The 22,767-nt window shown below is 42.7% G+C and carries 22 protein-coding genes and 1 riboswitch; of the genes, 14 read left to right on the forward strand and 8 right to left on the reverse strand.

Annotated features, from left to right (window positions below):
* The 9 genes from QZZ35_RS03130 to QZZ35_RS03170 all read left to right on the forward strand — a co-directional run.
* On the forward strand, positions 1 to 1,998 hold a 1,998-nt coding region (locus QZZ35_RS03130; protein WP_291236118.1), incomplete at its 5' end, for an SH3 domain-containing protein.
* A 17-nt stretch (positions 1,999 to 2,015) separates the two neighbouring features.
* Positions 2,016 to 2,939: a cadherin-like beta sandwich domain-containing protein gene (locus QZZ35_RS03135; RefSeq protein WP_291236119.1), complete on the forward strand. Its 924-nt coding sequence runs from the start codon at positions 2,016 to 2,018 to the stop codon at positions 2,937 to 2,939.
* Between the two features lie 85 nt (positions 2,940 to 3,024).
* Complete coding sequence (locus QZZ35_RS03140; protein ID WP_291236120.1) at positions 3,025 to 3,780, forward strand: hypothetical protein; 756 nt, start codon at positions 3,025 to 3,027, stop codon at positions 3,778 to 3,780.
* A gap of 38 nt (positions 3,781 to 3,818) precedes the next feature.
* Positions 3,819 to 4,544, forward strand: a complete 726-nt coding sequence (locus tag QZZ35_RS03145) for a polysaccharide deacetylase family protein (protein WP_291236121.1) — start codon at positions 3,819 to 3,821, stop codon at positions 4,542 to 4,544.
* Between the two features lie 9 nt (positions 4,545 to 4,553).
* Positions 4,554 to 5,468: a deoxyribonuclease IV gene (locus tag QZZ35_RS03150; protein WP_291236122.1), complete on the forward strand. Its 915-nt coding sequence runs from the start codon at positions 4,554 to 4,556 to the stop codon at positions 5,466 to 5,468.
* Positions 5,465 to 6,727, forward strand: a complete 1,263-nt coding sequence (locus QZZ35_RS03155; RefSeq protein WP_291233915.1) for an O-acetylhomoserine aminocarboxypropyltransferase/cysteine synthase family protein — start codon at positions 5,465 to 5,467, stop codon at positions 6,725 to 6,727. Before QZZ35_RS03150 ends, QZZ35_RS03155 begins: the two co-directional genes overlap by 4 nt.
* 60 nt (positions 6,728 to 6,787) lie before the next feature.
* A riboswitch (glycine riboswitch) is annotated at positions 6,788 to 6,887 on the forward strand.
* Position 6,888: 1 nt separating this feature from the next.
* Positions 6,889 to 8,286, forward strand: a complete 1,398-nt coding sequence (locus QZZ35_RS03160) for an alanine/glycine:cation symporter family protein (protein ID WP_291236123.1) — start codon at positions 6,889 to 6,891, stop codon at positions 8,284 to 8,286.
* A gap of 104 nt (positions 8,287 to 8,390) precedes the next feature.
* A complete protein-coding gene (locus QZZ35_RS03165) occupies positions 8,391 to 9,296 on the forward strand; it encodes a LysR family transcriptional regulator (protein WP_291236124.1) in 906 nt (301 codons plus the stop codon).
* A gap of 80 nt (positions 9,297 to 9,376) precedes the next feature.
* Positions 9,377 to 10,747 carry an acetyl-CoA hydrolase/transferase family protein gene (locus tag QZZ35_RS03170; RefSeq protein ID WP_291236125.1) on the forward strand — a complete coding sequence of 457 codons (1,371 nt, stop codon included), beginning with the start codon at positions 9,377 to 9,379 and terminating at the stop codon, positions 10,745 to 10,747.
* A 79-nt stretch (positions 10,748 to 10,826) separates the two neighbouring features.
* Here QZZ35_RS03170 and QZZ35_RS03175 read toward each other — a convergent pair whose 3' ends face one another.
* From QZZ35_RS03175 to QZZ35_RS03210, 8 genes are all read right to left on the reverse strand, one after another.
* Complete coding sequence (locus tag QZZ35_RS03175) at positions 10,827 to 12,692, reverse strand: ABC transporter ATP-binding protein (RefSeq protein ID WP_291236126.1); 1,866 nt, start codon at positions 12,690 to 12,692, stop codon at positions 10,827 to 10,829.
* Positions 12,685 to 14,436 (reverse strand): ABC transporter ATP-binding protein, encoded by a 1,752-nt coding sequence (locus tag QZZ35_RS03180; RefSeq protein ID WP_291236127.1) that lies wholly within the window; start codon positions 14,434 to 14,436, stop codon positions 12,685 to 12,687. The genes QZZ35_RS03175 and QZZ35_RS03180 overlap by 8 nt, the downstream gene beginning before the upstream one ends.
* Before the next feature lie 21 nt (positions 14,437 to 14,457).
* Positions 14,458 to 14,895, reverse strand: coding sequence for a MarR family winged helix-turn-helix transcriptional regulator (locus QZZ35_RS03185; protein WP_291236128.1), 438 nt, complete (start codon positions 14,893 to 14,895; stop codon positions 14,458 to 14,460).
* A 72-nt stretch (positions 14,896 to 14,967) separates the two neighbouring features.
* Complete coding sequence (locus QZZ35_RS03190) at positions 14,968 to 15,702, reverse strand: PHP domain-containing protein (RefSeq protein ID WP_291236129.1); 735 nt, start codon at positions 15,700 to 15,702, stop codon at positions 14,968 to 14,970.
* Entirely contained in the window at positions 15,699 to 16,034 is a 336-nt protein-coding gene (locus tag QZZ35_RS03195; protein WP_291236130.1) for a hypothetical protein, read from the reverse strand. The genes QZZ35_RS03190 and QZZ35_RS03195 overlap by 4 nt, the downstream gene beginning before the upstream one ends.
* A 2-nt stretch (positions 16,035 to 16,036) precedes the next feature.
* The gene (locus QZZ35_RS03200; protein ID WP_291236131.1) at positions 16,037 to 17,452 is read right to left on the reverse strand and encodes a [Fe-Fe] hydrogenase large subunit C-terminal domain-containing protein; all 1,416 of its coding nucleotides are present in this window, start codon (positions 17,450 to 17,452) and stop codon (positions 16,037 to 16,039) included.
* A gap of 50 nt (positions 17,453 to 17,502) precedes the next feature.
* Positions 17,503 to 17,934: an ATP-binding protein gene (locus QZZ35_RS03205; protein WP_291236132.1), complete on the reverse strand. Its 432-nt coding sequence runs from the start codon at positions 17,932 to 17,934 to the stop codon at positions 17,503 to 17,505.
* The gene (locus QZZ35_RS03210; RefSeq protein ID WP_291236133.1) at positions 17,924 to 18,280 is read right to left on the reverse strand and encodes a DRTGG domain-containing protein; all 357 of its coding nucleotides are present in this window, start codon (positions 18,278 to 18,280) and stop codon (positions 17,924 to 17,926) included. Before QZZ35_RS03210 ends, QZZ35_RS03205 begins: the two co-directional genes overlap by 11 nt.
* A 152-nt stretch (positions 18,281 to 18,432) precedes the next feature.
* On the opposite strand from QZZ35_RS03210, the gene QZZ35_RS03215 reads away from it, so the two are divergent.
* The 5 genes from QZZ35_RS03215 to QZZ35_RS03235 all read left to right on the forward strand — a co-directional run.
* A complete protein-coding gene (locus tag QZZ35_RS03215; RefSeq protein ID WP_291235371.1) occupies positions 18,433 to 18,927 on the forward strand; it encodes an NADH-quinone oxidoreductase subunit NuoE family protein in 495 nt (164 codons plus the stop codon).
* A gap of 2 nt (positions 18,928 to 18,929) precedes the next feature.
* Positions 18,930 to 19,487: an ATP-binding protein gene (locus QZZ35_RS03220; RefSeq protein ID WP_291236134.1), complete on the forward strand. Its 558-nt coding sequence runs from the start codon at positions 18,930 to 18,932 to the stop codon at positions 19,485 to 19,487.
* Positions 19,488 to 19,501: 14 nt separating this feature from the next.
* A complete protein-coding gene (locus QZZ35_RS03225; protein ID WP_291236135.1) occupies positions 19,502 to 19,873 on the forward strand; it encodes a (2Fe-2S) ferredoxin domain-containing protein in 372 nt (123 codons plus the stop codon).
* 16 nt (positions 19,874 to 19,889) lie between these two features.
* Positions 19,890 to 21,680, forward strand: a complete 1,791-nt coding sequence (gene nuoF, locus QZZ35_RS03230; protein WP_291236136.1) for an NADH-quinone oxidoreductase subunit NuoF — start codon at positions 19,890 to 19,892, stop codon at positions 21,678 to 21,680.
* Positions 21,681 to 21,695: 15 nt separating this feature from the next.
* The coding region (locus QZZ35_RS03235) for a [Fe-Fe] hydrogenase large subunit C-terminal domain-containing protein (RefSeq protein WP_291236137.1) at positions 21,696 to 22,767 on the forward strand (1,072 nt) is incomplete at its 3' end.

Below are 22,767 nucleotides of genomic sequence, written 5' to 3' on the forward strand. Positions count from 1 at the left end.
AACAACAATAACGAGACAGCAATTGCTTCCGGTGTTGTTAATGTGGATGTATTGAATGTCCGTTCAGGAGCAAGTACAAACGATTCTGTTATCGGAACGATCCGTCAGAATGAATCCGTGGAAATTCTGGCACAGACAGGTTCCTGGTATAAAGTACGTTGTTCGATTAACGGTACAACACAGGTTGGTTATGTTTATGCCGAATATATTACAAAAGTAAGTGATTCGAATTCCGGTGATAATAATAACAACAATAATGACAATAATAATAACAATAACAATACATACGAAAAGAAGAATGGCGTTGTCAATGCAGATGTATTGAATGTCCGTTCCGGTGCCGGAACGCAGCACTCGGTTATCGGTCAGCTGAATTATAATGCATCTGTGACGATCATCGGTGAGGAAAATGGCTGGTATAAGATCACATGTATTATAAACGGTGTTACAAAAGAAGGTTATGTTTCAGCAGATTATATTACTATTGTTAATGACAGCCAGAATAATGGAGATGATAATCCGGCAACACCTTCCGATCCGAATGATGTTGTAGGAAAAACTGGTATCACAACGGCAGATGGATTAAATTTCCGTACAGGACCGGGAACAGAACATAGTATCATCGGAATGGTCCACCTTGGAACCCAGGTCAATATTTTAGGTGTGGAAGGTGACTGGTATAAAGTTTCATGTGTCATGAACGGTATATTAAAGACCGGATATATGAGCAGTGAATATGTGAAGATTGTTGGAAGTAATGATGAACCATACGACGGTGAGTTGGATGCGGATTTTGAAGAACAGATCTCAGCTTTCCCTGAAAGTTATAAGAATTCACTCAGACGTCTTCATGAACAGCATCCAGAATGGAAATTCCAGGCCCAGTATACAGGAATTGATTTTGAATATGCAGTAGATCAGGAGAACAGCGGTAATCGTTCACTTGTGCTTGTGACAGAAACAACACCATTTTCATGGTTGTCCACAGCACCGGGAGACTATGACTGGGCAACTGATACTTATATAAGTAAGGACGGTGATTCATGGAAAGGTGCATCCAGAGAATTGATCGCGTATTATATGGATCCAAGAAATTTCCTGGATGATCAGCAGATTTTCATGTTTGAAACCCAGGCTTATGACGGAACTCAGAAGAGAGACGGGGTTGTAGATATTCTGGATGGAACATTTATGGAAGATGGCAATAGCTATTATCATGAAGGTGTTTCGTATACATATGTAGATACATTTATGGAAGCCGGACAGATTTCCGGGGCAAGTCCTTATTTCCTGGCCTCCAGATCCAGACAGGAAGTCGGCGGAGGCAGTGCGGCTGTGGATGGTTCAGCCGGTGTATATAACTTCTATAATATAGGTGCCAATGCATCAGCGAGTGGTAATGCGGTAACCAACGGCATTAATTATGCGTCCCAGACAGGTTCATGGCGCAGACCGTGGACAACCCCATGGCTGGCTATCGTAGGCGGTGCGGAATTTATAGCGGAATCTTATATTAATGCAGGACAGAATACACCATATTTCCAGAAATTTAATGTGGTGAATTCACCATACTTTGATCACCAGTATATGGGAAATATTCAGGCACCATGTGCAGAGGCAACGAACAGTTACAGCACATATAAGGAAATTGGTATTCTCGACAGTGACATTACATTTATTATTCCTGTTTATGATAATATGCCGGAAACAGCAGCAGCTATACCGCCGGCTACCGGTAATCCAAACAGTTACGTTAAGGATATTACAATTCGCGGCATCAGCAGCCTGAACCAGACATTTACTTATAACCAGCTCAATTATACGGCAGTTGCTTCGGATTCTACAATCACGATTTCTGCAACACCTGTAAGTCAGTATGCAACTATTATCTCAGGTGAGGGAACATATACATTGAATCCTGGTAAGAATGTGATTACAGTTGTTTGTCAGGCTGGAAACGGCAATAAGACAACATACACATTTACTATCCATCGTTAACAGGAAAGGAGAAAACCATGAATAAGAAAATCCTATCAATTATCGGAGCCGTTGTTGTGGCAGTAAGTGCAGTGGTCGGCGGTATAATATTCAGTGGAGTAGGCACCAATGCATCCGGGGCACAGATGACCGTGTCTGTGGAATCTCCGACGGTGGAAAAGAACAATGAATTTAAGGTTCTTGTAAAAGCCAGCAGTGGTGAGTCCATGAGTTATGTTAAAGCAGATCTGACATATAATCCGGAAAAAGTAGAACTTGTCAGCACATCTACAGATTTGGCTACAGGAGCAAATGGGCAGATTCAGATCATTGAAATACTGCCTTACGGAGAGACAGAGAGGACATATGAGCTGACATTTAAAGCACTGGAGATCGGAGCAACAGATATACGGCTGTATAATGCGTATATTGAGCAGTATGAATCTCTGGATATGATCAATGTGGAGGAGAATACAGCCTCTTTGGAAGTTCTTGTGAACACATCTGTATCTGAAGATGCCCGTATTAAGGAGATGCTTATTGCAGGCGTTTCAGATATGGACAAAAGATTTAATCCGGATGTATATGAATATTCTCTGGAAGTAGGACAGAGCATGGATATGTTTATTTGTTCCGTTGTACCGATGGAGAGCAGCAGTGTTGTTTCGGCACCGGCAGATTTAACCCTCTATCCGGGAGAAAATCATTTTGAGATTTTAGTTACAGCACCGGCGGGAAATACACAGAAGTATGTATTCCATATTAATCGTCTGGATCATGAGATTGAATCCGGATCCGGTACTGAAACTCAGATAGAAACGGAAAAAGAAACCGGTATGGAAAGCGAAACCGCTTCAGAACAAGAGACAGTTTTAGAGACAAGCGAGACGGAAACGATGATTGAAACAGAAAACTCGGCAACAGAACCACTTGCGGAAGAGTCCGAGGTAGTGGTAGAATAAAACAGACAGTGTGGATAAACCCCTGTGGGCTTCGGCTTACAGGGGTTTTTGAAGATATAAGAAGTGAGAAGAAAGGCGGAAGAATATGCTGGATCAGAATACATTTATGGAAACGATCAGGGAAGTCACAGAAATTATGAAGACTTCGGAAGAAACTTTATCCAGAGAACAAATTTTAAGTTATTTTGATTCTATGGATTTAAATGAAAATCAGAAAAATATGATTTTTGAATATCTTATGAAGCCTCAGGATGAGGCAGCTGAAGAAGAGAAGGCAGAAGTGTTTGTTCAGAGTGAGGAAGAGGATGAAAGATTTCCGGAGTCTCAGGTATTACGGATGTATATGGAAGAGCTTCAGGGACTCAACGTCTACGAGGGTGAAGAACTTGAAGATCTGTATGAAGACCTTCTGGATGGTGACAGGGGCTGTATTGAGAAGATTGCAGACAGCTGGATGGGAAGAATTTTAAAGATGGCAAAAAAACTGGACATTGATGAAGCGGATTTTTCAGATCTGATCCAGGAAGGGAATGTCGGTTTGATTATGAAAATAGAAGAGATTTGCGGATGCGGACATAGAATGGACGTGGATAAAGTATTGTGTGAAGCGGTAGAGACTTCTATGAAGGCTTACGTTCAGGAATTGAGCGGTGAAGATGATGTGGAAAATGCCATGGTGGGAAAGGCAACACTGGTCAATGAAGCAAGAAAATATTTAATGGAAGCAAACGGACAGGAACCATCGGTTCAGGAACTTTCAGCTTATACAAGAATGAGTACAGGTGAACTCAGGGATATACTTGACATGATTCAAAAAGCAGAAGATAAAATGAAGAGATGATGCATATAATATTTTGAAAAAGCTCCAGGAGAAACTGAATGAAGGGAAGCGGAATAATTATTGCAGCTCTTTGCATGATTTTTATTTCTTTGACTGTATCAGCTGCAAAAAATGCATCCGATCAGGAGGAAGGATCGACCTATGATGTTTATGAAAACAGTGAACGGCTTGTCGCTCTGACATTTGATGACGGACCTAAAGAAGGTAAAACCGATGTGATCCTTGATATGCTTAAGGAAAAAAATGTGCATGCAACCTTTTTCATGATAGGCGCACAGGTGGAAGACAATTCAAACCTGGTCAAACGTTTGTATGAAGAGGGCCATCAGATTGGCATACATACCTACCATCATGTCGATCTGTATTGCTTATCTGAAGAGGAACAAAGAGAAGAGATTGAAAAGACTGAGGCCGTTATCCAGACAATCACAGGAAACACAGATCCGCTTACAGTCCGCCCGCCCTATGGGAGAATGAATGCAGTTTTTGAGGAATGGATTGACAGACCTTTGATTTTATGGTCGGTTGATACTTTGGACTGGACCGGAAAAACCGCATCTCAGATGATTCAGGAGACTTCGGAAAATGTAAAAGACGGCGATATTATTTTAATGCATGATATTTCAGAAAACGGCCTGGAAGGAGCGGCAGGTATTATTGACGAATTAAAGCGGATGGGTTATACTTTTTTAACAATAGATCAGCTGTTTAGAGCGAAAAATATTGAACTTGAGAATGGGGTGTCCTATCGAAGGGCACGATAAGGAGAACACATGTTAAAGATTGGATCCCATGTAGGGATGAGCGGAAAAGAGATGTTTTTAGGGTCGGCAAAAGAGGCTGCTTCCTATGGTGCCAATACCTTTATGGTATATACAGGGGCACCGCAGAATACAAAACGTAAAGCGATCGAAGAGCTTCGTATTGATGAAGGCTGGGATTATATGCATTCCCATGGGATTGAAGAGATTGTGATCCACGCGCCTTATATTATCAATATGGCGAATACAGTGAAGAAAGAAACCTTTGAACTGGCTGTAGATTTTATGAAACTTGAGATGGAGAGAGCTGAAGCTATGGGAAGCCGTGTGTTGATCGTGCATCCCGGTGCCCATGTCGGTGCCGGAGCCGAGGCGGGGATTACCCAGATTGCAAAAGCATTGAATGAAGTGCTGACACGGGACACGAAGATTTGTGTTGCATTGGAGACAATGGCAGGAAAAGGCAGCGAGATCGGACGTTCTTTTGAAGAATTGGCGGCCATTTATGACCGGGTAGATTTTAACGATAAACTTGGCGTGTGTTTTGATACATGTCATACAAGTGACGCCGGTTATGACATTATCCATGATTTTGACGGCGTTATGGAAAAATTTGACCGGATTCTGGGGAAGGACCAGATCCGGGTCTTTCATATCAATGATAGTAAGAACATGCCGGGGGCAGGAAAAGACCGTCATGAGAATATTGGATTTGGATGTATCGGTTTTGATGCGCTTAACACGATTGTTCATCATAAAGATTTTGAGTCCGTTCCAAAGATTCTTGAAACGCCTTATGTGGCAGATGCTCTGAATCCAAAGAAATCATGGGCACCTTATAAAAGAGAAATCGAAATGTTCCGACAGGAAACATTTGATCCTAAACTTAAAGAAAAACTTGCACAAAACGGAGGAATGAAGTCATGAGAGACGAGACAAAATGTTTACATTCAGGTTACACACCAAAAAATGGCGAGCCGCGGGTTATGCCGATCGTTCAGAGTACAACCTATGTATTTGATTCAACAGAACATATCGGGCAGCTGTTTGATATGCCGACAGAGTATATGTATTCACGGTTTGCAAATCCGACAGTGGATGCAGTTGAAAAGAAAATTGCAGACCTGGAAGGCGGCGTAGGTGCTATGTGTACTTCTTCCGGACAGGCTGCTTCACTTTTTTCTATTCTTAATCTTTGTAACGCGGGAGACAGCTTTATCAGTACATCCACAATTTATGGCGGTACGGTGAATCTGTTTGCGGTTACACTGAAAAAACTTGGAATTGAATGTATTTTTGTAGATGCGGAAGCTGATGAGGAGACGATCCAGAAAGCTTTCAAACCGAATACACGCTGTGTATTTGGAGAAACACTGGCAAATCCGGCACTGGCTGTACTCGATATTGAAAAATTTGCACGTATTGCGCATAAGAACGATGTTCCGTTGATCATTGACAATACATTCGCAACACCAATCTTATGCAAACCAATAGAGTTTGGCGCAGATATCGTCGTTCATTCAACTTCTAAGTATATGGATGGCCATGCCCTTCAGATTGGCGGTGTTATTGTTGACAGTGGAAAATTTAACTGGGCGAATGGGAAATTCCCTGAATTTACAGAACCGGATGAGTCTTATCATGGTGTGATCTATACAAAAGAATTTGGAAACATGGCTTATATTATTAAAGCACGTATGCAGCTGATGAGAGATTTTGGAGCATATCCGGCAGCTCATTCCGCATTTTTGCTGAATCTCGGCCTGGAAACGCTTCCGATTCGTATGGAACGTTACTGTGAAAATGCACTTAAGGTTGCGAAATTTCTTCAGGCATCGGATAAGATTGAGTCTGTGAGTTATGCAGCACTTCCGGGAGATAAATATCATGAGCTGGCAAAGAAATACCTTCCAAAGGGTACATGCGGAGTTATTTCAATTACAATCAAAGGCGGCAAGGCTGCGGCGGTCCGTTTTATGGACGGCTTAAAGCTGGCTTCCAATGAAGTGCATGTGGCAGATATTCGTACCTGTGTTCTTCATCCGGCCAGTGCAACACATCGTCAGCTTACAGATGAGCAGCTTATAGCAGCAGGGGTAAATCCTGGCTTGATTCGTCTTTCTGTAGGTCTTGAAAATGTGGAAGATATTATCGAAGATCTGGAACAGAGCCTTAAAAATGTATAATTGTGTTTATTATTAAACTTGAAAGGCGGATTTCTTTGTGATATCCTAGTAAACAGCTAATATGCTGACTCAGGAGAGACTCATATGTAATTTGAGCGCCGAAGGTGTAAGCAGTTTGGTATACTGCAATTCTCTCAGGCAAAAGGATGGAGGAAAGAAATATGTTACAAGAAATCAATGAGCTTATTAAGTGGATTGATGATGCCGTTTGGGGACTGCCGTTAATTATTATGATTATGGCAACAGGTATTTTCCTGACAATTCGGCTGGGCCTGCTTCAGATCAGACATCTGGGCAAGGCTTTGAAATTTATGGTGCAGAATGAAGATGGCGGTGACGGTGAGGTCAGCAGTTTCGGGGCTTTATGCACAGCTCTGTCTGCGACGATCGGAACCGGTAATATTGTCGGTGTTGCGACAGCGATTGCTGCCGGCGGACCGGGTGCTTTATTCTGGATGGTAGTTGCAGCATTGTTTGGTATGGCTACTAAATATGCAGAAGGACTTCTCGCAATTAAGTATCGTACAATTGATGCAGAAGGGCATGTTCTTGGCGGACCTTTCTATTATATTGAGAATGGTATGGGCAAGAATTTCAGATGGCTTGCGAAAATATTTGCTTTTTTTGGAGCCTGTGTCGGACTTTTAGGTATTGGTACGTTTACTCAGGTGAATGGTATTGCATCGGCAACAAAAAACTTTTTTGATCCGCAGATGCAGATGACAGTCAATCTTTTTGGTAATACGTATTCATGGATTACGGTGATCACCTGTCTTATTCTGACAGTGGTTGTCGGTCTTGTGGTTCTTGGCGGAATTAAACGTATTGCAAAGGTTTCTGAAATTGTTGTTCCTTTTATGGCAATTCTTTACGTTGCGTTTGCTTTATTGATTCTTATTTTTAATGTAACAAAAATACCGATGGCAATTTCGCTCATTGTAAAATCTGCATTTACAGGCAGTGCTCTGGCAGGCGGTGTTATGGGAACCATGATCGTTGCGATGCAGAAAGGTATTGCAAGAGGTATTTTTTCAAATGAAGCCGGCTTAGGTAGTGCACCGATCGCGGCAGCAGCGGCTCAGACAAAAGAACCTGTGCGTCAGGGACTTGTATCTATGACCGGAACATTTATTGATACAGTTGTTATCTGCAGTATGACGGGAATTTCAATCGTGCTCACAGGTGCATGGCAGATTGAAGGACTTCAAGGTGTAGAGATTACCAGTGCGGCTTTTCGTGCCGGCCTGCCTTTCCCTGGAGAAATATCTGCATTTGTATTAATGCTTTGTTTGACCTTCTTTGCATTTACCACGATTCTCGGATGGGACTATTACGGAGAACGCTGCGTGGAATATCTGTTTAATCGAAATAAAAATGTTGTCACAGGATATCGATGGCTTTATATTCTTGCAGTATTTATCGGACCATATATGACTGTTGAGGCTGTATGGAATATTGCAGATATTTTCAATGCACTGATGGCACTTCCGAACTTGATTGCTTTGATCGTTCTGAATGGTGTGGTTGTTAGAGAAACGAAGAAATATTTTTCAAAATAAGAGATTTTATGAAGGCTTTTGTCATAAGTTATATGTGGCAGAAGCCTTTTTTCTTTCGGAGAAGGGCGTAATGTGATACAATAAGACAAAAGGTGGTGAATTGGATGACATTACAGCAGCTGCAGCAGATAATTACGATTGCGGACAGTGGTTCTATGAATGAGGCAGCAAAAAAAATGTTTATTTCCCAGCCAAGTTTGTCAGCCGCGGTCAAAGAGCTGGAAAAGGAGATTGGAATCAGCATATTTGTGCGTTCTAACAGAGGAATTGTCATAACGCCAGAGGGGGAGGAGTTTCTGGGTTATGCCCGTCAGATTTTCGAGCAATATCAGCTTCTTGAAAAACGATATATTGAGAAAAAAGCAAAGAAAAAATTCAGTGTGTCCATGCAGCATTATACTTTTGCAGTCAAAGCCTTTGTAGAGATGGTCAAAAAGGTAGGAATGGAGGAGTATGATTTTGCGATTCATGAAACACGGACCTGGGATGTTATTGAGAATGTCCGGTATTTTAAGAGTGAACTTGGTGTTCTCTACTTGAATGATTATAATGCACTGATCATGCAGAAGATGTTTAAAGAAAATGGATTGGAATTTACAGAGCTTTTTCAATGTGAGACTTATGTATATTTGTGGAGTGGTCATCCTTTGTCAGATCAGAAGCAGATTTCTATGAAAGAGCTGGAAGAATATCCCTGTCTGGCTTTTGATCAGGGAAAAAACGGGGCTGCTTATTTTGCGGAGGAGATGAAAAGTACCTATGATTATAAACGAATCATACATGCGGATGATCGGGCGACATTGCTGAATCTTATGGTTGGTTTGAATGCCTATACGCTCTGTTCCGGCATTATCTGTGAGGAATTAAACGGGCCGGATTATCGGGCGATTCCGTTGGTAGAGTCAGAGAAAATGCGTATTGGATATATTAAACGCAAGGGAGCACGCATCAGTCCGATGGGTGAAATTTATATTCGGGAGCTGGAAGCTTACGGGGAAAAGCTTTTATGATGGCAGGATGAAAGTTTTTACTTGTGTTTATTTTTGGGGTGAAATATAATAAAAACAGGAGATAACAGGGGGGAAGAAATATGAATATACAGTATTGGAAGGAAATTTATGATTCAAAAGTTGTTACCGCCAAAGAAGCCATTGGTTATATTAAGAGCGGTGACAGGGTAGTTACCGGACATGCTGCAGGAGAGCCTACATATTTAATTGACACACTGGTGGAGAATTATGAGATGTACGAGAATGTGGAGATCTGTCATCTTGTATCTCTGGGTGAAGGTAAATATACCCGTCCGGAGATGAAAGGTCATTTCGTCTTTAACGGATTCTTTCTCGGGGCAGGAACAAGGGACGCTGTGGCTCAGGGATATGCGAATTACAGTCCGGGATTTTTCCATGAAATTCCAAAACTGTTCCGTACAGAGCTGCCTGTAGATGTGGCTCTGGTCATGGTAAGCAGTCCGGATAAACATGGTTTTTGCTCTTTTGGAACTTCCAGTGACTATACGAAACCGGTGGCGGATTGTGCCAAAATTGTTATAGCCCAGGTGAATGAGTTTATGCCGAGAACATTTGGCGGTAATCTGATCCATGTGCGTGATATTGATTTTATCGTGGAGCATTCCGAACCGATCCTGGAACAGCAGCCGGCAAAAGTGAGCATTCTTGAACAGAAGATTGGAAAATATTGTTCCACGTTGATTAAAGACGGGGACTGCCTTCAGCTTGGTATCGGTTCTATTCCCGAGTCTGTGCTGCCTTTCCTTTGGGATAAAAAGGATTTAGGACTTCATACGGAGATGGCATCGGATGGTATTATTGATTTAATGCTGGCAGGTATTATTAACAATAAGAAAAAACACGTAGAACCCGGACGAAGTGTTATTACTTTCGTTATGGGAACACGAAGATTATATGATTTTATCGATGACAACCCGGAGATTTCCATGAACCCGGTAGATTATGTAAATGATCCGGTCATTATTGCGAAAAATGACAATGTGGTTTCGATTAACAGTTGTATTCAGGTGGATCTGATGGGACAGGTAGCCAGCGAGAGTATCGGACTCAGACAGTTCAGCGGTGTCGGCGGTCAGGTGGATTTTGTCCGTGGTGCAGCTATGAGTAAAGGCGGACGAAGCATTATTGCAATTCTTTCAACGGCAAAGGGAGGCACTGTCAGCCGTATTGTACCATTTTTGGACAAGGGGGCTGCGGTTACCACATCCCGTAATGATGTTCAGTATGTTATTACAGAATACGGAATTGCTCTTTTAAAAGGCAAGACACTGAAAGAGCGGGCACGGGCACTGATTAAAATTGCTCATCCAAAATTCCGTCAGGAATTAAAAGAAGAATATGAACGTCGTTTTTTAGAACCCTATGATTATGTGACATGTGATCTGAGGCGGTCAGAAAAGAAAGAGCAGACGGCAGTGACAGAAGAATAAATGATAAAAAATGGGAAATGATGCTATTACAGCAAAATTTCCCATTTTTTGTGTATAAAAAGTCAAATTGTAAGATTGATTACTCGAGCTCAAAAGCCCCTGTATAGAGCTGATAATATTTTCCTTTTTGAGCAATGAGATCGTCGTGTGGTCCACGTTCAATGATGCGTCCCTGTTCAAGAACCATGATTACGTCTGAGTTTTGAACCGTAGAAAGACGGTGGGCAATGACAAAAACCGTACGTCCAAGCATCAGCTGGTCCATACCCTTTTGCACAATAGATTCGGTGCGGGTATCAATGGATGATGTAGCTTCATCAAGAATCATGACCGGAGGGTCGGCAACAGCAGCTCTTGCGATGGAAATTAACTGTCGCTGTCCCTGGGAAAGTCCGGAGCCGTCGCCGGAAAGCATGGTGTCATAGCCTTGAGGGAGTCGTCGGATAAATCCGTCTGCATTTGCAAGTTTGGCAGCGGCGATACATTCTTCGTCTGTAGCATTTAGATTACCGTAACGAATGTTTTCCATGACGGTTCCCGTAAACAGGTTGACATCCTGTAGAACAATACCAAGGGATTTACGAAGATCCGTCTTTTTGATCGTGTTGATATTGATACCGTCGTATCGGATCTTACCGTCGGCAATGTCATAAAAACGGTTGATCAGATTGGTGATGGTTGTTTTTCCGGCGCCGGTAGCACCTACAAAGGCAACTTTTTGCCCCGGTTCAGCGTACAGGGTAATATCGTGAAGAACGATCTTTTCCTCTGTGTATCCAAAATCAACATCGTAAAAACGAACTTCACCGCGAAGTTCTGTATATTTAAAAGTGCCGTCGGGCTGAGGAATTTTCCATGCCCATAATTCTGTGTTATAGTCTACTTCCTCTAAAGTGCCGTTTTTATAGGTAATATTGACGAGAGTAACTTCACCCTCATCAGTTTCCGGCATTTCATCCATTAATTTGAAAATACGTTCCGCACCGGCGAGAGCCATGATAACTGCATTTAACTGCTGTGAGATCTGGCTGATCGGTCCGTTAAACGATTTGGTGAGCTGAAGGAAGGAGGCGATGGCCCCAAGGCTCAGTCCGCTTATGCCTTTCAGGGCAAGTGCTCCGCCGATAATGGCCACAAGCACATACTGGAGATGCCCGAGATTGTTCATGATCGGCATTAAAATATTTGCAAACATATTTGCAGAAGTGGCATCCTGGCAGAGGGCATCATTTTTTTCATCGAAGTTTTCTTTTGATTTTTCTTCATGACAGAAAACCTTGATAACTTTCTGTCCATTGATCATTTCTTCAATATAGCCATTCAGATCACCGATGGAGGACTGCTGACGTATAAAATAGATACTGCTTTTTCCGGCAATAAAACGTGTAATATTTAAGATAATAAATATACAGATGACAACAACAAGTGTCAGCCACACATTAACAGCCAGCATTGCGCAAAATACAGAAACGACGGTAATGAGCGATGAAAACATCTGAGGAATACTCTGAGAAATCATCTGTCGAAGCGTATCCGTATCATTTGTATAGTGGCTCATGATATCACCGTGGGTGTGGGTGTCGAAATACCGGATCGGAAGCGTCTGCATGTGGGCAAACATGGTATCACGGATTTCTTTGAGAATACCCTGGGCTATGGATACCATAATACGGTTGTAAAGCAGTGTGCATATAATACCGGTAACATAAATACATGCCATGATGATTATCGATTTCAGCAGTGCATCAAATACCGGATTGGATTCCAGAAGGAGGGGTGTGATATAGTCATCGATAAGCGTCTGTATGTACAGAGAGGATGCCACACTGGCCAGGGCACTGATGACAATACACAGGAGTACCAGGAAAAAGCGAAGTTTATAATGAAAAATATACTGTAACAAACGTTTTATTGTGTTGGATGAGACTTTCGGACGTTTATTCATTGTCACTTCCTCCTTTCATTTGGGATGCGTAAACTTCCTGATAAATACTATTCGTATTCAGGAGTGTTTCATGGGTGCCGATCGCATTGATCTCACCGTTATCCATGACGATAATCTGATCGGCATGTTCAATTGATGAGATACGCTGTGCAATGATGATTTTTGTAGTTTCCGGAATTTCTGACCGGAAAGCATTTTGAATGAGTGCATCTGTATGGGTATCAACGGCACTTGTGGAATCATCCATAATGAGGATTTTAGGCTTTTTCAGGAGGGCACGGGCAATACAGAGACGTTGTTTCTGACCGCCGGAAACATTATTTCCGCCCTGCTCAATATAGGTGTCATAACCCTTTGGAAATGAACGTATAAAATCATCAGCCTGAGCGAGTTTGCAGGCGTGAATGAGTTCTTCATCGGAGGCGTCCGGATTACCCCAGCGCAGATTTTCGCGGATTGTTCCGGAAAAGAGAACATTTTTCTGGAGTACCATGGCAACCTGATCACGAAGTGTCTCAAGGTCATAGTTTCGGACGTCGACGCCTCCGACTTTTACTGTACCGGAAGTGGCATCATACAGACGGGGAATTAACTGAACGAGACTGGATTTTCCGGATCCTGTTCCCCCGAGAATACCGATGGTCTGACCGGATGTAATGTGAAGATCAATTGATTTGAGACACAGTTTGTCCGGATTTTTTGAATAACTGAAGGACACATTATCAAAATCGATCGAGCCGTCCGCAACAGTTTCGGATGCCTCTGAAGGTGTTGTAATGTCGGATGTCTCCTGTAAAAGCTCGACAATACGCTCGGCAGAGGCTTTGGATATCGTGATCATGACAAAGACCATAGAAAGCATCATAAGACTCATAAGAATCTGCATCAGATAAACAAAGAGGCTCATTAACTCACCGGTACTCAGACCCATATCCGGATTGTTTCCGGAAACGACAATAAGGCGGGCACCAAACCAGGAAATAAATAACATGCTTCCGTAGACGCAGATCTGCATTAAGGGCATATTGTAAGCAAGATTTTTCTCAGCACGGGTAAAATCTTTATATATGCTCTGAGAGATACGTTTAAATTTATCAATCTCGTGTTCTTCACGTACAAAGGATTTAACGACACGGATACCGTGCAGGTTTTCCTGAACAATATTATTTAAATGGTCATAGGTTTTAAAAACTCTTTCGAAAATCGGATGGGTCCGTGTCATAATGAAATAAAGGCCGATGCCGAGGATTGGAATGCAGGCTAAGAAAATGCATGCGAGTGAGCCGGCCACATTAAAAGCCATGACGACGGCACAGATCATCATGATTGGCGATCGGACAGCAACACGGATGATCATCTGATAACTGTTCTGCACATTTGTCACATCCGTTGTCAGTCGGGTAACAATACTTGCTGTGGAGAATTTGTCAATATTTGAGAAAGAAAATTCCTGTACGTGATCGTACATATCCTTTCTGAGATTTTTGGCAAAACCTGCTGAAGCAATTGCGGCACTCCGGCCGGACAGGAAGCCGAAAACCAGAGAAGCGAGAGCGCAGATAATCAAAGTGATTCCGATTCTGAGAATATAATTCATATTTCCCGCATCGATACCGTTGTCGATCAGATCAGCCATTAAAAAAGGAATAATGACTTCCAGAATGACTTCACAGCTGACGAACAATGGGGACAGGATGGAATCTTTTTTGTACTCTCGGATGCTTTTCATTAAATGTTTAATCATAAGAAACCTCCTTGTGTGTAATTATTGAATATTTTTTTTGAATTTTTCCATGACCTGAAAAAAGGTTTCGAGTTCTTCTTCTGAAATATCTTGACGAAGAAGGGCTTCTGTTTTACATACTTCTTCTTCAATTAAATGATGGATGTGTTCACCTTCAGGTGTAAGAACAAGCTTTTTAAGCCGGGCATCATAGTCTACAGATTGGCGTTCAATAAACCCTTTTTCTTCCATGAGGCGGATAACCTTAGAAACTGTGGAACGCCGGATGCAGAAGGCATCTTCGATATCCTTCTGAAAAATATCCTGATTTTTATGGTCTGCAAGAAACGCAAGGATCCATCCGTTATTCCGTGTAACCGTATCATCCAGCTGGGAAAAAGCCTTTGAATGTTCCAGACGGCGTTTTAAGATATTGGACAGGTTGTGAAGCTGGCAACCGATATCTGTTGGGTGGGACATAGATAATTCCTCCAAAAAAATATGTTAGATATCTAATAGTTAGACATCTAACATATTATACGAAATATAAATTTATCTGTCAATAAAGGTTTCAATTTTTTTTAATGCCTGAAGTATATCCGGAACGGAACAGCTTTTTGCATGAATCGTATAGTCGGGCTCATTTATGTATTCAAGATAATGGGCGTCGGAATTGTGAATAATCCTGCAGTGTTCCAGATAAGGATTATTTTTTTTGAGTTCCATAGTCATGGAAGGATCTTTAATTTCAGCACAGGTAAAACGGCTTTCCGGAGGAATAAAGCCCAGGTTGGCTAAAAGGCTGTTGGCATTTTTATCGATATGGGCAGGAATCATGATGCCCTTTCGCTCTTCAACCAGATCATAGAGGCTTTCAAAATTAATGGATGTATTACAGATAAGAAGATTTGGTTCCTTTCCGATAATTTCATCCTCATCATTCATGATCAGCTGTTCGCCGAATATATGCTCTTTATTGGGGATTTTTAACATTCGGTCATACACATACCGGTCAAAATCCTCAGCAGCATACAGATCCGGAAAAAGGCAGACAACATGGACTTCCTCTTCTGTGCATAGTTCCATACCGGGAATAGCTGTAATTCCGTAAGCTTCAGCCATCTTAAGAAATGGTCTGCAGTTTTTACTTGTATTGTGATCGGTGAGTGCGACCGCATTCAATCCTTTGACAGCTGCCATGCCGGCAATATTGGCAGGTGTCATATCCTTATCTCCGCAAGGAGAAAGGCAGGAATGAATGTGAAGGTCATAAGTAAGCTGCATCATGGCAGCAGCCTGCTGTGGATACTAAGTGCCGCGTCAAAAATCGTCATGTCTGTACAAAAAACAGTAATGCCCTGCATAGAAGCCTTCGCTATCATTATTTCATCCGCTTTGGCATCTTCTGCAAGAATAACGCAGGCAGCATCTGTCAGGGAAGCGACAGCCAGAGTATTCATATTGGCCATAACTGTAACCCAGGCACAGCCGGCCGGTGCCTTGCCCATGGCAATACTTAAAAGATCACAGCAGAAAGGGCAGGTGATCTCTCTGTCGAGATCGTCACCTGCATTTACAAGTTCAAAAAGGTTTGTGTGAATTAAGTCGTTTACAGTCATAATTAATCATCCTTATCATCTTTATTCAGATTCAATGCAGAATCAAGAAGAGAAATTTCGGAAAGCAGTTTTTTCAAATACTGTTTAAATATGTAGCGATAGTCATTTCCTTTGACCTCATAGGATGCTGCATTGTTCACCAGAGAGTTCATACTTCTTGTGAGGGAATGAATCTGATCTTTCAAAATGTAAATACAGTCCGTTTCATTGGCTTTTCGACGGACAATATCTTCTGCCAGGGCTTTACATGTAGGCGCACCGCAGGAACCACAGTCGAGGCCCGGAAATTTCTGCCATAATTTTTCTACCCGGTTCATCATGACAATACTTTCTTTCATAGATTCTCCGAGCCGGTAGACAGGAAGATATTCAACTTCTTCTGTCCAGTAGAGCTCGTCATTCCTAATGTCCGGAGGTGTATGGGTAACGATCCTTGGCAGGTTATGATTCAGTTTTTTCAGTTTTGCCTGTGCGACATAAGGATTTTCTACAGTAAGTACACCGCCGACGCAGCCGCCGTCACAGGAATTTAATTCAATAAAGGCCAGTTCGGAAAATTTCTCATCTTCAAGATCTTCCAATACACGGATAACATTCTCAATGCCGTCAGCGGCCAGATAATTATCTGTGGAAATACCGGCAGCCTCTCCGCCGTGAATACCCCATCCGACACCGATCTTACCGGCACGGGCCAGCTGCATCGGAGATTTTTCTGCGGCAAGCATTAAAGGAAGCAGCAGCGGGTAGATATCTTTGATCGCAAGTACACCGTCAATGTCACTTTTTGTTACACCGAGGGGATCTTTGGCATAAGCCACCTTGGAAGGACACGGGGATATGAAAACAATACCGATATCTTCCGCAGGAAGTCCTGTCTTTTTGACGGCCTCCTTCCGGGCAAGGCGGGCGGCAACTTCTACCGGCGGATTGATCGGTAAAAGGTGATCGATCAGGTTTGGAAATCTTACACGTATCAGACGGACAACCGAAGGACAGGCCGTGCTGATAAGGGGCCACTGATCATGATGTTCATTGACATATTTCTCAGATTCTTCAGATACGATCTCTGCCGCTGAAGCTACTTCGAAAACATCATCGAAACCCATATAGATCAAAGCAGTCAGGACAATATTAATGTCGTCCAGATTGTTGAACTGGCTGTAGAGTGACGGTGCAGGCAGAGCAACCGTATATTTATAATTCTTGATAATATCCGGATGATCGAAATGGCTGCGTTTTGCGTGGTGGGCACAGATCCGTATACATTCACCGCAATCGATACAAAACTGACTGGTGATCACTGCACGGCCGTTTCTTACACGTATTGCCTGAGTCGGGCAGCGCTTTATACAGTTAATACAGCCGTTGCATAATTCTTCGTTTAAATAGACGGAGTGAAAAAACTTATGATTATTCATAAGCAAACCATCCTTTCTGCAATTTTACAGATATTACATAAATGTCCGGATTATTCCGGCATATTAACAGTCATTGTTACAGTGGTACCCTGTCCGAGTACGGTCTGTATCTCCATGGTATCCGAGTATTTTTTCATATTCGGAAGTCCCATTCCGGCACCGAAGCCCAGAGAACGTACATTATCCGGGGCAGTAGAGTATCCGGCCTGCATAGCCTTTTCAATGTCTTTGATGCCCGGACCCACATCTTTAAGTTCCATGATGATCTTGTCGGGTGTGATGTCAACAGTTATGTCGCCTCCGGAGGCATGGATGACCATATTGATCTCGCCTTCATACATGGCGATCGCCACCTTGCGGACGATATCCGGAGGAACACCGAGTTTCTTTAATTTATTTTTAACATCACTGCTGGCTTCGCCTGCACGTGTAAAATCATTGTCAGATACATGATAAGTTAAAGTCATTAAACTATTTTCCATGGGATCCACCTCCACGAAGTCCGGCGGAATAAAGAAGTCCGCAGGCTGTAAACATAGGCAGTGCAGTTGTCATCAAACAGATATTACGATCTTTTGCCATCTTGATCATAGCGTCATCCGGACACTTGTCACGGACCATGATGACACAGACAATGTCCATCATCTCTGCTGTCCGCAGTACCTGAGGGTTGCAGAGTCCTGTGATGAGAACAGACTGATCATCGACATGCGCGAGAACGTCGCTCATCATATCTGAACCGCATGCGGTATAAACTTCGCGGTCAAGTATTTCATTTCCTGCCAGAACACGGGCATTCAATAATTCTTTTATGAATTGAACTGTCATATTCATCCTCCTGACTTTAAAAGGAAAAGTATAGATATTCTAAGTATATCATAAACTGGTAAAATTGAACATTAATTAAGATAAAATCTATAGAACTTTGTAAAAATTGGTGATATAATAAAGTACCAGATTCTAGGTAAGGAGTGATTTATTTGGCAATGAAGAAACCAAGTGTTCCGTTTTCAGGAACACCAGAGCAAAAAGAGGCATTGCTTTCAGTAATTCATGAGCTTCGGGGAGAAAAAGGATGCCTGATGCCGATTATGCAGAAGGCACAGGAAATTTACGGATATCTTCCGATTGAAGTTCAGACCATAATTTCTGATGAACTTGGAGTGCCTCTGGAAAAGATTTATGGTATAGCAACTTTTTATTCCCAGTTTGCGTTGAATCCAAAAGGTCGTTATCAGATTTCCGTCTGTCTTGGAACAGCCTGCTATGTAAAAGGTTCCGGAGATATTTATAATAAGTTGATGGAACTTTTGGGAATTGTAGGCGGAGAATGTACACCTGACGGTAAATTTTCACTGGATGCCTGCCGCTGTGTTGGGGCTTGCGGTCTGGCACCTGTTATGATGGTCAATGATGAAGTTTATGGACGTTTATCTGTAGATGACGTGGAAGCCATTCTGGCTAAATATGATTAATTATGATGACGGAGATTTCTTTAAATATTCTTGACGTAGCGGAGAATTCGATACGAGCCGAAGCGTCACTGGTGGAGATCAGTGTTGAAGTAGATGTGGATACAAACAGAATGATTATAGTAATTAAGGATGACGGCTGTGGAATGAGCCCTGAGCAGACTTCCAGAGTGGAAGATCCTTTTTTTACAACCCGGACAACCAGAAAGGTCGGTTTGGGCATTCCGTTTTTTAAGATGGCTGCACTTGGCACAGGCGGTGATTTCAGTATTACATCCAGGGTGAATGAAGGAACACTGGTGCAGGCTGAGTTTGTGCTGGATCATATTGATCGTATGCCTCTTGGAGATATCAGCGGAACAATCTACACACTGATTCATTTTCATCCGGATACAGATTTCTGCTACAGATACAGGTACAATGACAGAGAGTTTGTTCTGGATACACGTCAGATGCGGGAGATTCTTGGGGGGATTCCTCTGGATACACCGGAAGTGGCAGAATATATAAGAGAATATTTAACGGAGAATAAAGCAGATGTGGATGGCGGAGCCATCATATAATAGGAGGTAGCTATATGAAATCGCTTGAGGAATTAAGAGCTATTCGTGAGAAGATGCAGGGAAAAGTCGGCATGCGATCTGAAGATTCCGGTCAGATCAGAGTTATTGTCGGCATGGCGACCTGCGGTATTGCCAGCGGGGCAAGACCGGTCCTGAATGTACTTTCAGACGAGGTTCAGAAGAGAGGTTTATCCAATGTTATCGTGACACAGACAGGATGTATCGGATTGTGTCAGTATGAACCGATCGTGGAAGTGCTGGAGCCGGGTAAAGAAAAGGTAACATATGTGAAGATGAATGTGGATAAGGCATTAGAAGTGCTGGAACAGCATCTTGTACGCGGTCATGTACTTGGAAAATATACATTGAACGAAACAAGTTTATAATCAGGAGGTAATGTCTATGTATCGTGCGCATGTTCTGGTATGCGGTGGAACGGGATGTACTTCCTCCGGCAGCCAGAAAATTTTGGAAAAATTAAACAGAGAACTTGACAAACAGGGGCTCACAAAAGAGGTAGCTGTTGTTCAGACAGGATGTCACGGTTTATGTGCTCTCGGCCCGATTATGGTCGTATATCCGGAAGCCGTATTCTATTCTATGGTTAAGGAAGAGGATATTGCGGAGATCGTTGAAGAACATCTTTTAAAGGGACGTGTTGTTAAACGTCTCGTTTATGATGAAACATTGACGGATGACGGTGTGAAGTCTCTTGCTGAAACGGATTTTTACAAAAAGCAGCATCGTATTGCCCTTAGAAACTGTGGTGTTATTAATCCGGAAGTTATTGAAGAATATATCGGTACAGGCGGATATGAAGCCCTTGGCCGGGTATTGACAGAGATGACACCGGATGAGGTTATTCAGATTATTCTGGACAGTGGACTCAGAGGCCGCGGAGGTGCCGGCTTCCCGACAGGTTTGAAGTGGAAATTTGCTTCTTCCAACAGAGGCAATGTTCAGAAATATGTCTGCTGTAATGCAGATGAAGGTGACCCGGGTGCATTTATGGATCGTTCGGTTCTTGAAGGCGATCCACACGTTGTATTGGAAGCAATGGCGATTGCAGGTTATGCGATCGGTGCGAATCAGGGTTATATTTATGTCCGTGCAGAATATCCGATTGCTGTAAAGCGTCTTGAGATCGCTATTGGTCAGGCAAGAGAATACGGCCTTCTCGGCAAAGATATTTTTGGAACAGGCTTTGATTTTGATATTGATCTTCGTCTGGGTGCGGGTGCCTTTGTCTGTGGCGAGGAGACCGCATTGATGGTTTCTATCGAAGGAAATCGCGGTGAGCCGAGACCGAGACCGCCGTTCCCGGCAGTAAAAGGTTTATTTGAAAGTCCTACAATATTAAATAACGTTGAGACCTACGCAAACATTCCTCAGATCATTTTAAACGGTGCTGACTGGTTTGCATCTATGGGTACTGAAAAGTCAAAAGGAACAAAAGTATTTGCTCTCGGTGGAAAGATCAACAACACCGGACTTGTGGAGATTCCTATGGGAACAACACTTCGTACGGTTGTTGAAGAGATCGGCGGCGGTATTCCAAATGGCAAGAAGTTTAAAGCGGCTCAGACAGGTGGGCCTTCCGGCGGATGTATCCCGGCAGAGCATTTTGATATTCCGATCGACTATGATAACCTCATTGAGATTGGTTCCATGATGGGATCCGGCGGTCTTATCGTTATGGATGAGGACAACTGTATGGTAGATATCGCTAAATTCTTCCTTGAATTTACGGTGGATGAATCCTGCGGTAAGTGTACGCCATGTCGTGTCGGAACAAAACGTATGTATGAGATCCTTGATAAGATCACGAAGGGACAGGGAACTCTGGAAGATCTGGATCGACTGGAAGAACTTGCATATTATATTAAGGATAATTCTCTTTGTGGACTCGGACAGACAGCTCCGAACCCTGTATTATCCACCCTGCGTTATTTCCGTGATGAGTATGTGGCTCATGTTGTGGATAAAAAATGTCCTGCTGGTGTTTGTAAAGCATTGCTCTCTTATCATATTGATGCCGATAAGTGTAAAGGCTGTACATTATGTGCAAGAACATGTCCGGCAGGTGCAATTGAAGGTAAAGTTAAAGAACCGCATATGATTCGTCAGGATAAATGTATCAAGTGTGGTGCTTGTATGGAAAAATGCCGTTTTGGCGCAATCTATAAAGAGTAATGGAGGGCAGAGAGAATGGGCGATATTACAATTAAAATCAATGGTATGGATGTAACCGCTCCGGCCGGCTCCACAATTCTTGAAGCTGCCAGACTGGCAAATATTGAAATACCTACGTTATGTTACTTAAAAGATATTAATGAGATCGGTGCCTGCCGTATGTGTGTTGTTGAGGTAAAAGGGGCAAGAACATTAGTTACTGCCTGTGTTTATCCGATCAATGAAGGCATGGAGGTATGGACAAATACACCGAAAGTGCGGGAATCCCGCAAGACAACATTGGAATTATTGCTTTCCAATCATAGAAAAGAATGTCTTTCCTGTGTGCGAAGCGGAAATTGTGAACTTCAGCAGTTATGCCATGATTTCGGAGTAACGGATGAGAACCGCTTTGCAGGTGAGATGACAGTAAGTGAAGAAGATACATCCGCTGCACATATGATCCGTGATAACAGCAAATGTATTTTATGCCGTCGTTGTGTGGCAGTCTGTGAAAAAGTTCAGGGAATCGGTGTCATCGGAGCAAATCAGAGAGGTTTTAAGACCTACATCGGTTCTGCTTTTGACATGGGTCTGGGAGAGACAAGCTGTGTATCCTGCGGACAGTGTATCGCAGTCTGTCCTACAGGTGCTTTGAGAGAAAAAGATTATATTGACGAAGTGCTGGATGCGGTAGCAGATCCGGAAAAATTTGTCTGTGTTCAGACAGCTCCTTCTGTGAGGGCCGGTCTTGGTGAAGAATTCGGTTATCCGATTGGAACCGATGTGGAAGGCAAGATGGCAGCCGCTCTTCGGAGAATCGGATTTGACCGTGTATTTGATACAGATTTCGGTGCGGATCTCACAATTATGGAAGAGGCACATGAGTTCCTTGATCGTGTTCAGAACGGCGGTGTTCTTCCAATGATCACATCCTGTTCACCGGGATGGATCAAGTACTGCGAACATTATTTCCCTGAGATGACCGATCATTTATCCTCATGTAAATCACCTCAGCAGATGTTTGGTGCGGTATTAAAGACCTATTATGCGGAGAAGATGGGCATTGATCCAAAGAATATTGTCAGTGTCAGCATTATGCCATGTA

It is taken from the genome of Frisingicoccus sp. (assembly GCA_016298055.1).
Lineage (GTDB): Bacteria > Bacillota > Clostridia > Lachnospirales > Lachnospiraceae > Frisingicoccus.

What these genes read in the sequence shown, in the direction of transcription:
- QZZ35_RS03225 (WP_291236135.1), top strand. Translation starts at nt 19,502, where the DNA reads ATGAAATCGCTTGAGGAATTAAGAGCTATTCGTGAGAAGATGCAGGGA.
- QZZ35_RS03195 (WP_291236130.1), bottom strand. Translation starts at nt 16,034, where the DNA reads ATGACTGTAAACGACTTAATTCACACAAACCTTTTTGAACTTGTAAAT.
- QZZ35_RS03135 (WP_291236119.1), top strand. Translation starts at nt 2,016, where the DNA reads ATGAATAAGAAAATCCTATCAATTATCGGAGCCGTTGTTGTGGCAGTA.
- QZZ35_RS03140 (WP_291236120.1), top strand. Translation starts at nt 3,025, where the DNA reads ATGCTGGATCAGAATACATTTATGGAAACGATCAGGGAAGTCACAGAA.
- QZZ35_RS03170 (WP_291236125.1), top strand. Translation starts at nt 9,377, where the DNA reads ATGAATATACAGTATTGGAAGGAAATTTATGATTCAAAAGTTGTTACC.
- QZZ35_RS03205 (WP_291236132.1), bottom strand. Translation starts at nt 17,934, where the DNA reads ATGGAAAATAGTTTAATGACTTTAACTTATCATGTATCTGACAATGAT.
- QZZ35_RS03160 (WP_291236123.1), top strand. Translation starts at nt 6,889, where the DNA reads ATGTTACAAGAAATCAATGAGCTTATTAAGTGGATTGATGATGCCGTT.
- QZZ35_RS03165 (WP_291236124.1), top strand. Translation starts at nt 8,391, where the DNA reads ATGACATTACAGCAGCTGCAGCAGATAATTACGATTGCGGACAGTGGT.
- QZZ35_RS03210 (WP_291236133.1), bottom strand. Translation starts at nt 18,280, where the DNA reads ATGACAGTTCAATTCATAAAAGAATTATTGAATGCCCGTGTTCTGGCA.
- QZZ35_RS03150 (WP_291236122.1), top strand. Translation starts at nt 4,554, where the DNA reads ATGTTAAAGATTGGATCCCATGTAGGGATGAGCGGAAAAGAGATGTTT.
- QZZ35_RS03190 (WP_291236129.1), bottom strand. Translation starts at nt 15,702, where the DNA reads ATGATGCAGCTTACTTATGACCTTCACATTCATTCCTGCCTTTCTCCT.
- QZZ35_RS03155 (WP_291233915.1), top strand. Translation starts at nt 5,465, where the DNA reads ATGAGAGACGAGACAAAATGTTTACATTCAGGTTACACACCAAAAAAT.
- QZZ35_RS03175 (WP_291236126.1), bottom strand. Translation starts at nt 12,692, where the DNA reads ATGAATAAACGTCCGAAAGTCTCATCCAACACAATAAAACGTTTGTTA.
- QZZ35_RS03145 (WP_291236121.1), top strand. Translation starts at nt 3,819, where the DNA reads ATGAAGGGAAGCGGAATAATTATTGCAGCTCTTTGCATGATTTTTATT.
- QZZ35_RS03185 (WP_291236128.1), bottom strand. Translation starts at nt 14,895, where the DNA reads ATGTCCCACCCAACAGATATCGGTTGCCAGCTTCACAACCTGTCCAAT.
- QZZ35_RS03180 (WP_291236127.1), bottom strand. Translation starts at nt 14,436, where the DNA reads ATGATTAAACATTTAATGAAAAGCATCCGAGAGTACAAAAAAGATTCC.
- nuoF (WP_291236136.1), top strand. Translation starts at nt 19,890, where the DNA reads ATGTATCGTGCGCATGTTCTGGTATGCGGTGGAACGGGATGTACTTCC.
- QZZ35_RS03220 (WP_291236134.1), top strand. Translation starts at nt 18,930, where the DNA reads ATGATGACGGAGATTTCTTTAAATATTCTTGACGTAGCGGAGAATTCG.
- QZZ35_RS03200 (WP_291236131.1), bottom strand. Translation starts at nt 17,452, where the DNA reads ATGAATAATCATAAGTTTTTTCACTCCGTCTATTTAAACGAAGAATTA.